Origin of the sequence: Azospirillum sp. B4, from assembly GCF_000333275.1 — a bacterium.
Taxonomy (GTDB): Bacteria; Pseudomonadota; Alphaproteobacteria; order Azospirillales; family Azospirillaceae; genus Nitrospirillum.
Map to the genome: position 1 here is coordinate 1 of NZ_BACU01000626.1, position 9,190 is coordinate 9,190.

The window sequence follows — 9,190 nt, forward strand, 5'->3', positions numbered from 1 at the left end:
CCTCATGCCGGATCAGGTGGTCAGCGGCCTCGCGGTGGGAGGGCACGACCGACAGGATGCCGGGTGGCAGGTTGGCCGCCTCGGCGCATTCCGCCAGCAACAAGGCCTCAAGCGGCGTTTCCGGGGCCGGTTTGGCGATGACCGCGCAGCCGGCGGCGAGGGCCGGCGCCACCTTCAACAGCAGGGTCGCCAGCGGCGCGTTCCAGGGCACGACCGCGACGGCGACGCCCACCGGCTCCCGCACCACCACGCAGGCGCCGCCACGGGCCGGCGTCCGCACCTCCTCGAAGCCTTGGACCGCCAGGCCGGCGTAGTAGTCGAAGTAGCCGCGGGCCAGACGCGCGGACATCTGGGCTTGGGGCAGGGGGATGCCGACCTGCAGCGCCCAGGCGTGAGCGAAGTCATCGGCCCGCGCCTCCAGTTGGTTGGCCAGGGCCTTCAGGACCGCGGCCCGCTCCGGCCCGGTCATGCGCGGCCAGGGACCGGTGTCGAAGGCGCGGCGGGCCGCCGCCACGGCACGGTCCATGTCAGCAGGGCCCGCCTCCGCCACTCGACCCAGCAACTGTTCCGTTGACGGGGACACGATGTCCAATGGGGCACCGGACAGGGGCGTGACCCAGTCGCCGCCGATGAACAGGCGGTCCGGGTGTCGCAGGTTGACCAGGGTTGGATGGGTCACGGGGGCGGGCTCCCATTTCCGGAAAAAGGAAAAGGCCCGGGCGGGGTTCGTCCCTGCCCAGGCCCGATGCGATCAGAACTTGTAGCCGATCTGGACGCCGTACATGCGGGGGTCGCCGTAGACGCTGGACTGGAAGCCCAGCCCTTCGGCGATCAGGCCCAGCACGCCGACGCGGTACTGCTTGTCCAGGACGTTGTTGCAGAACAGGGCGGCGTTCAGACCGGTGTGCTTGATGTCGTTCCATTCCACCCGCATGTTCACCAGCCCATAGGGTGATTGCAGGCCCTGGACCTCGAAATCATCCAGGTAGATCTGGCTGCGCCACGTGAAATTGGCGGTGAACTGCGCCTGGCCCCAGCTGGGGTCGATGGGGGCATACACGGTGCCGGTCAGGCCCAGCTGGTGGCGGGGCATGCCGCGCTGGGCGATTTCATGCAGGCCGTTGAGGACGGCCGCCCCCTTTTCGATCTCCACATTCACATAGGAATAGAAGCCCGTCAGGCTGAACACGTCCGTGTTGTAGGTGAACTCCAGCTCGCCGCCGGTGTTGCGCTGCTCCGCCGTGTTGTCGATGACGGTGACGATGGTGTCGGGGATGCCGTCGCCATTGGTGTCGATGCTTGCGGCGCGCTGCTTCTGCACGTCCGAGCCGTTCTGCAGGAACAGGGCGGCGCTGGTGGTCCAGCGACCGTTCCACAGGTGGCCGTTGCTCTTCAGGCCGATTTCGTACTCATCCACTTTCTCCGGCCGGAAGGGCTGCAGTTGCAGCCAATTCTGGGCGCGGGTGGAAAAGCCGCCGGACCGGTAGCCGTGCCGGAACGAGGCGTAGGTGGTCAGATGGTCGCTGGGCTCATACTGCAGCGTGGCGTCGTAGGTGATCTGGGCGAAATCGGCATGATTGCCGAAGGCGCACTGCGACATGGGCACGGACTGCACGCCGGGCGTGTTCAGGTCCGTGTCGAACTGGCAACTGTTCAGGTTGGGCAGGGCGGAAACGACGGTGATCTTCTTCTGGTCCAGATTGTAGCGCACACCAGACGACAGGCTGATTTCGGGCGTGATCTTGTAGGTGCCGGCGGCGAAGGCGGCGTAGGACTGGGAATAGCCCTGGCCGGTCTGCTGCTGGAGGAACAGCGACGCGGGTGTGGTCTGGGGCACGCGGGCCCCGGCGAACACCAGTTGAGGCAGGGTATTGGCGTAGGAGCCGTCGATGCCCGTTTCCTTGAAGAAGTAGCCGCCCAGGATGTAGGTCAGGTCCTTGTTGAGGGCGCTGCCCTGCAACTGCAGTTCCTCGCTGTAGTTGCTGATGCGCGCGAACTGGTACGGCGTGATCAGGAAAGCCGGGATGCCGTCGTAGTCCTGTACGACGTCGCGGGTCAGGCGGCGCCACCCGAAGATGTTCTTCAGCGTCAGGTCATCCGACAGTTCGATGGTGGTCTTGTTGGTGATGCCCTGATTGCTGTTCTTCTCATAGGGCTTGCCCCAGGCATCCAGGTTGCTGCCGTCGCCGGCACCTATGTCCAAGCTGTAGGGGTGCGCCTTGAACAGCGCCTGGGCGGCCGCGAATTCCGCCGGGATGTTGGTGGTGATGAGCCCCGCCTGGCGCAGCTGTTCATAATTGGAGATGACCGACGGCTGGGCGATGCTGGTTAGAAACGCGGCCGTGCCGTTCTCGTTACTGCGGTACCAGTCATAGATGGTCAGGCTTTCCACCCCTTCCCACGGCTTGGCCATGAGGGAGGCGCGGAAGCTGTTATAGTCGGTGTCGTTGTAGTGGCGCCCCGAACCCACGTCCGTGGCCCAGCCGTCGCGGCGATTGACGTCGCCCGCGATGCGCAGGGCGAACTTGTCCCCCAGGGGGACGTTCAGCATGGCGTAGCCTTCGCGGGCGTTGTAGTTGCCGAAGGTTCCGCGCACCTCACCCTCGACCGTGTCCATCTTTGGGTGGGCGGGTTCCACCAACACGGCGCCGCCGGTCATATTGCGGCCGAACAAGGTACCCTGGACGCCGCGCAGGACCTGGACCGATTCCAGGTCGTAGAAGCCGGCGTTGAAGCCGTAGGGGCGGGGCTGCACCACTTCGGCGAAATAGGTGCCGACGGCGGGGTCGGTGAACAGCTGCGTTTCCTGGGTCCGCTGGCCGCGCATGGAAAACGAGGCGTTGCTGCGCTGGGTGAAGCCGCTGGTGATGGACAGGGCGGGCACGCGGTACTGCAGGTCCTGGACGTTGGTGACGCCGTCCCGCGTCAGCGCGTCACCCGAAACGGCGGAGACGGCGATGGGCACGTCCTGCAGGTTTTCCGCACGGCGGCGGGCCGTCACGACCACCTCGGCAATGACGTCATCTTTGGCCGGCGCGTCCTGCGCGGCCGCGGGTGCGGGGGAGGCGGGGGAGGTTTGCTGCGCTTGAGCGGGCATCCCTATCTGGAATGCCGTGATCGCCGAGGCTGCAAGTAGAGCGTGTCGCAGTTTCATCAAATCCTCCCGTGTATTTTTTCATTTATCAGGCTTCATCGACCTCGCCGGACACCGAACCCAGGCCATGGGGGCAGCTTGCCGCCCCTGTCATTAAGGTTTCCTCAGCGAACCTCTTGCGGTGAGGCTGTGAGCATTTAGGCGATGAAGGTCTCGGACTTTTCTAACTGGGAATGGGGGGGGGTCGGAAGCGGCCGGTTACCCCGAATGGTGAGGGATCGGATAGGCGATTTCGATAGGGTGGAAAATCGTTGCCTCAGGTCTCCACCACGACGGGCAGCGACATGATGCCGTCCACGCCGCCATCCACATGCAGCGCGTGTCCCGTCACGTAGGATGAGGCGTCGGACGCCAGGAACAGGGCCGGGCCGACGATCTCACCGGCGTCGCCGAACCGCCCCATGGCGATGGCGTCGCGGAAGATCTTGGCCCGTTGCGGGTGGCCGACGGTGGGGGCTGCCATGTCCGTATCGAAGAAGCCGGGCGAGATGGCGTTGCAGGTGACCCCCTGAGGGGCGAACTCCGCCGCGACCGCGCGGGTCAGTCCCAGCACGGCATGCTTGCTGGCGGTATAGGCGGACAGGTTGGGGCGCCCGGTCTCGGCGACGTAAGAAGCGAAGTTGATGATGCGGCCCCAGCCGCGCGCCGCCATGGCGGGCCCCAAGGCGCGGCAAAGCAGGTACATGGACGCGACATTGACATCGAACATCCGCTGCCAGTCCGCGAGCGTTGATGTGGCCAGCGGCCCCCAACCGGCGATGGCGCCGTTGTTGACCAGGATGTCGATGGCCGGGCCATCGGTTTCCAGGGCCCGGGCGGCCGTCTCGACGGCGGCCAGGTCGCCCAGGTCGAAGGACTGGATCCGGGCGTTCACGCCCAGGGCGCGGATTTCATCGGCCACGGTTTCCAGCTTGGCGGTGTCCCGCGCCGCCAGGACCAGGTTCGCGCCCGCCTGGGCGAAACCCAGCGCGATGGCCCGGCCCAGACCGCGAGAGGCACCGGTGACCAGGGCGGTACGACCGGCCAATGAAAACAGCGCGCTCATCTTCATCTCTCCATCCATGTCGGACGGTTGATAAGCGTGCCTCGCTTTTCTGGAAACAGGCCGGCGCCAGTCATCACAGCGGCGATGATTGGGGGCGGGGGACTCCCCGGCGATGATGAGGCAGGCGTAGACAAGGACGGCCACATCCACCCGCCTGGGAGCTTTGTCAGCCCGTGTCCCTGGTCACCGCCGCCGCGCCCGAGCTTGCCGCGACGCCCCTCAGCCCCGCCTTGGGCAGCGTCATCACCGGCCTGGATCTGGGCCGTTGCACCGACGATGCGCGGACCATGCGGGCCCTGATTGACCTGTTGCACCAGCGTGGCGTCCTGGTCATCAAGGGCCAGAACCTGTCGGACGCCGACTATGTCCGTTTCGGCCGTCAGTGGGGCCGGCCGCTGGAGTTCTTCATCAAGGAACACCGCCGCCAGGACCATCCGGAAATGATCCGGATCAACAACGATCCGGCGACCCCACCCGCCCTGCGCGACGGCGCCGTCCATTGGCATTCCGACGGAAGTTATGAGGCGGAACCGGCGGCGGTCACCATGCTGTACGGCAAGGAAGCTCCGCGCGAGGGCGGTGAGACGCTGTTCGCCAGCACCGCCGCCGCGTTCGAGGCGCTGCCCGCCGGCCGCCGGATGACGCTGGAAGGGCTGGTCGCCATCCACGAGTTGGGGGCGGCCCCCTGGATCGAAGGGGAGACCCCGCCCGATCCCAACCGGCCCAAGCGGGACATGCCCCGGCAGAGGCATCCCTTGGTCATACGACACCCCGTGACCGGGCGGCGCGCCCTGTTCACTTCGGGCACCGCCTGCGGCATCGAAGGCATGGACCAGGAAGCGGCCACGGCCTTGATCCGCTTCCTGCGCACCCACATCACCCAGCCGCAGTTCCGCATCAGCTACAAGGTGCTGCCCGACGATATCGTGCTTTGGGACAACTACAGCACGGTCCACAGCGCGACACCCATCGCCTACTCGGATGCTGAGGGCGAACGCCGTCTGCTGTACCGCATCAGCACCAAAGGCGTGCCGGTGCTATGCCGGGCCGACGCGCCCCCGATGCGCTGAACCGTTCAATCAAGAAATTCTAATCGGGAGGGATTCATGGCACCGATCGAGGCGGATTATATCATCATCGGCGCGGGCTCGGCGGGGTGCGTCCTGGCCAATCGGCTCTCAGCGGATGGCCGCACCCGCGTCCTGCTGCTGGAGGCGGGCGGCGACGACCGGCCCTGGCGCAACCCGGCGCAATTCCTCAGCAACGTGAACATCCATCTGCCGGCGGGGTTTACCCGGCTGCTGTCGGATCCCAAGATAAACTGGAATTATAGAAGCGAACCGGACCCCAGCACCGGCGGTCGCCAATATGCCGTCCCCCGGGGCAAGGTCCTTGGCGGTTCGTCCTCCATCAACGGCATGATCTACATGCGGGGTCTGCCGGAGGATTACGAGGGTTGGCGGCAGCTGGGTTGCGTCGGTTGGGCCTGGTCGGATCTGGAACCGCTGTTCCGCCGGGTGGAGAATCAGGCCGGGCGGGATGATGACAGTGGCGCCGGCAAGGGCGGCCCGTTGGACGTGGGCGACCCGCCCATACGTCATCCCATGCTGGAGGCGACGTTGCGGGCGTTTCAGGAGGCGGGCGCACCGATCAGCCCGGATCTGAACGGGGCCTCGCGCGAAGGGGTGATGCTGGCACGCCTGAACATCAGCCGAGGCCGCCGCCGCTCCGCCGCGGTCTCCTACCTGCACCCCGCCCTGGTCCGCTCCAACCTCTGGGTCGAAACCCGGGCCCAGGCGACCCGCCTGCTGTTTGAAGGCCGCCGGGTCGTGGGCGTGGAATACCGTCAGGGTGATCGATTGGTGACGGCCCGTGCCGGTCGAGAGGTGCTGCTGTCCGGTGGCGCCATCGCGTCACCCCAGCTTCTGGAGCTGTCCGGCATCGGCCAGGCCCAGCGGTTGCGGGACCTGGGCATCACGCCGGTCGTCGAAAGCCCCGGCGTGGGGGAGAACTTGGCCGATCACTATTCCTGTTCGGTCAAGGCTCGCCTCCAGCCGAACGCCCCCAGCTTCAACGCTCTGTCACGGGGGGTGGGGTTGATGGGTCAAATGCTGCGCTATGCCATGGACAGGTCGGGCCTATTGGCGCTCGGGGGCTCCAACCTCACGGCCTTCCTGAAGTCCGACCCGGCGCTGGATCTGCCCGACCTGCAATTCTTCGCCAGCCCCGGCACCGTGGACACGGCCGCCACGCTCAAGACCGGGCGCATCACCATGGAACAGGATCCGGGCATGACCTTGGCCAGCTATGTCATGCGCCCCAGGTCCCGCGGCAGCGTGCACGTGCGCAGCGCCGACGTGCGGGACGCCCCCGCCATTCTTCCGCATTACCTAGAGGATGAGACGGACCAGCGCATCATGATCGCCGGCCTGACATGGTGCCGCCGGGTGCTGAACCAGCCGGCCCTGGCCCCCTATCTGGACCACGAGCTTATCCCTGGCGCCAACCAACAGGGGGATGAGGCCCTGCTGGCTTTCGCCCGCAAGACGGGGACGACCGCTTACCATCCTGTGGGCACCTGCGCGATGGGCGGCGACGATCGAGGAGTGCTGGACCCGCGCCTCAGGGTGCGGGGTGTCGCCGGCCTGCGGGTGGTCGACGCCTCGATCATGCCCAGCCTGGTGTCGGCCAACACGCACGCGCCCACGGTGGTCATCGCGGAAAAGGCGGCCGACATGATCCGCGAGGATGCGGCCTGACGGTCCGGCGGCGGAGGGGAGTCAGATGACCCCTTCCGCCCGCAGCCGCGCCAGCGTGTCGGCATCGAAGCCCAGTTCGTCCGCCAGCACGGCGTCGGTGTGCTGCCCCAGCATGGGCGGGGCGTCGTAGCGGGTGATGGGGGTCGCGGAAAAATGCAGGGGATTGCGCAGCACCCGCAGGTCCGGCGCCAGGGGGTGGGGGGCCGGCACGGCCATGCCGCGATGGCGCATCTGCGGGTCGGCGAAGACCTGGTCCAGGGTGTTGATGGGGCCGCTGGGGATGCCGAAGGCCTCCAGCCGCTCCAGCCAGTGAGCCACGGTGTTCCGGCGGAAAATGGCGTCGAATTCCGCCGTCAGCGCGTCCCGGTTCTCCACGCGTAGGATGTTGGTGTGGAACAGGGGGTGGCTGGCCAGGTCCGGCCGCTCCACCGCGTCGCACAGGCGTGCGTATTGAACATCGTTGCCGGCGGTCAGCATAATGGCGCCGTCGCTGCAGGGGAACAGGGTGGATGGCATGCCGCCGTTGCCCTGGGTGCCCCGACGCACGGGAACCTCGCCCGAGGTCAGGTAGATCTGGGCGTAATGCGACAGGGCCGCCACCATGCAATCCAGCAGAGCGACATCGATGAACTGACCCGTTCCGCCGTTGGCGTCGCGGCTGTACAGCGCCGCCAGAATGGCGTTCGACACGTTCAGGCCGGTGATGACGTCGGCGATGCTGGGCCCCACCTTCATCGGGCCACCGCCCGGCTTGTGGTCCGGCAGGCCGGTCACGCTCATCAGGCCGCTCTGTCCCTGGAAGACCGCGTCGTAGCCCGGCTTCTTGGCATAGGGGCCCGACTGGCCGTACCCGGTGACCGAGCAATAGATGACACCTGGGTTCAGGGACCGGATGGCGTCGTAATCCAGTCCATAGCGCTTCAGGTCGCCGACCTTGTAGTTCTCCAGAACCACGTCGGCCTTGGCCGCCAATCGCCGGATGATGTCCTGGCCCTGGGCGCAGGCGATGTTGACCGTGACTGATTTCTTGTTGCGGTTTGCCGACAGGTAAAAGGCGTTCTCCCGCGTCGGGCGGCCATCGGGCCCGGTGAGGTAGGGGGCGCCGAAGACGCGCGAGTCGTCGCCCGTGCCCGGCCGTTCCACCTTGATCACGTCGGCGCCCAGGTCGGCCAGCATCTGCCCGGCGAGGGGCCCCGCCAGCACCCGCGAAAGGTCCAGGACCCGGACAGTGCTCAACGGCAGAATGGCCATGCGTGATTTCCCTCTTTCCGAAACCGGCGCGAATGCGCCTGCCTTCCTGCCGTTCCATACCGTCCCGCCATGATTGGCAAGGCGGTGGCCGTTTCCGGCGGCACCCATCACCCCCATGATGTGAGGGGCTTCCAAGCCGCCCAGGCTCGCCGCCGGACCATCGGCGCAGTAGATCCGCTGCACCGCCTGGTCGAAGGGCGGCAAGGGGAGGACCGCGGAGCATGGATGAGATACTTCGGGACATGCCGGCGCCGGGCGTCTGCCGCCTTACGCTCAACCGTCCCGATGCGCTGAACGCCCTGGCCTACAGCACCTATGAGGCGCTGATCGCCCAGCTTGAGGCGGTGCGCTTCGACCCCACGGTCCAGGTTGTCATTCTGACCGGCGCCGGCCGCGCCTTCTGCGCCGGCCATGATCTGCGCAACGGCGGCAGCCCCAGCTGGGTGCCTGAAGGGCAGGGCAAGGCGCAGGCCAGCCGCGCTATCCTGGCCAGGCTGGGCAGCATCCCCCTCCTGATGCGATCCTTGCCGCAGCCCGTCATCGCGGCGGTGAACGGCGTCACCGCCGGGGCCGGCTATTCGCTGGCGCTGGCGGCGGACATCGCCATCGCCGCCCGTTCCGCCCGCTTCGTCAATGCCTTTCACAATGCGGGCACCGGGCATGAGCTGGGGATCAGCTACCTGCTGCCCCGGGCAGTCGGCGCCCAGCGCGCGGCGGAACTGCTGCTGACCGGTCGCGCGGTCCTGGCGGAAGAGGCGGCCGCCATCGGCCTCGTGCTGCGCATGGTGGAGGATGAGCGGCTGGCGGACGAGGCGCTGGCCCTGGCCGCCGCCATCCAGGCCAACAGCCCCATCGGCATCGCGCTGACCAAGCAGACCCTGTGGCTGAACGCCGACGCCGGCAGCCTGCAGGCGGCGATGGAGCTGGAAAACCGGGCCATCTTCATCAGCCAGTCAACCGAGGACACGGCGGAAAAGCGCA

Annotated in this window: 7 protein-coding genes; 3 read left to right on the top strand and 4 right to left on the bottom strand. The window is 67.1% G+C overall.

From position 1 onward, the window contains the following. The 3 genes from I55_RS27910 to I55_RS27920 form a co-directional block, all read right to left on the bottom strand. Nucleotides 1-679: aldehyde dehydrogenase family protein (locus I55_RS27910; RefSeq protein ID WP_148294020.1), on the bottom strand; the 679-nt coding region annotated here is incomplete at its 3' end. Nucleotides 680-751: 72 nt separating this feature from the next. Then, nucleotides 752-3,097 carry a TonB-dependent receptor gene (locus I55_RS27915; RefSeq protein WP_049974579.1) on the bottom strand — a complete coding sequence of 782 codons (2,346 nt, stop codon included), beginning with the start codon at nt 3,095-3,097 and terminating at the stop codon, nt 752-754. A 313-nt stretch (nt 3,098-3,410) separates the two neighbouring features. After that, nucleotides 3,411-4,199: an SDR family NAD(P)-dependent oxidoreductase gene (locus I55_RS27920; RefSeq protein ID WP_044564012.1), complete on the bottom strand. Its 789-nt coding sequence runs from the start codon at nt 4,197-4,199 to the stop codon at nt 3,411-3,413. Nucleotides 4,200-4,372: 173 nt separating this feature from the next. Here I55_RS27920 and I55_RS27925 point away from each other — a divergent pair, with 173 nt between their 5' ends. Continuing rightward, nucleotides 4,373-5,269 carry a TauD/TfdA family dioxygenase gene (locus tag I55_RS27925; protein WP_199902753.1) on the top strand — a complete coding sequence of 299 codons (897 nt, stop codon included), beginning with the start codon at nt 4,373-4,375 and terminating at the stop codon, nt 5,267-5,269. Between the two features lie 36 nt (nt 5,270-5,305). Next, nucleotides 5,306-6,958, top strand: coding sequence for a GMC family oxidoreductase (locus I55_RS27930; RefSeq protein ID WP_044564009.1), 1,653 nt, complete (start codon nt 5,306-5,308; stop codon nt 6,956-6,958). A 21-nt stretch (nt 6,959-6,979) separates the two neighbouring features. Here I55_RS27930 and I55_RS27935 read toward each other — a convergent pair whose 3' ends face one another. Further along, nucleotides 6,980-8,209, bottom strand: a complete 1,230-nt coding sequence (locus tag I55_RS27935; RefSeq protein WP_044564010.1) for a CaiB/BaiF CoA-transferase family protein — start codon at nt 8,207-8,209, stop codon at nt 6,980-6,982. 221 nt (nt 8,210-8,430) lie between these two features. Here I55_RS27935 and I55_RS27940 point away from each other — a divergent pair. Then, a partial coding sequence (locus tag I55_RS27940) for an enoyl-CoA hydratase-related protein (protein ID WP_044564014.1) occupies nt 8,431-9,190 on the top strand: 760 nt, incomplete at its 3' end.

What these genes read in the sequence shown, in the direction of transcription:
- I55_RS27935 (WP_044564010.1), bottom strand. Translation starts at nt 8,209, where the DNA reads ATGGCCATTCTGCCGTTGAGCACTGTCCGGGTCCTGGACCTTTCGCGG.
- I55_RS27920 (WP_044564012.1), bottom strand. Translation starts at nt 4,199, where the DNA reads ATGAGCGCGCTGTTTTCATTGGCCGGTCGTACCGCCCTGGTCACCGGT.
- I55_RS27930 (WP_044564009.1), top strand. Translation starts at nt 5,306, where the DNA reads ATGGCACCGATCGAGGCGGATTATATCATCATCGGCGCGGGCTCGGCG.
- I55_RS27915 (WP_049974579.1), bottom strand. Translation starts at nt 3,097, where the DNA reads ATGCCCGCTCAAGCGCAGCAAACCTCCCCCGCCTCCCCCGCACCCGCG.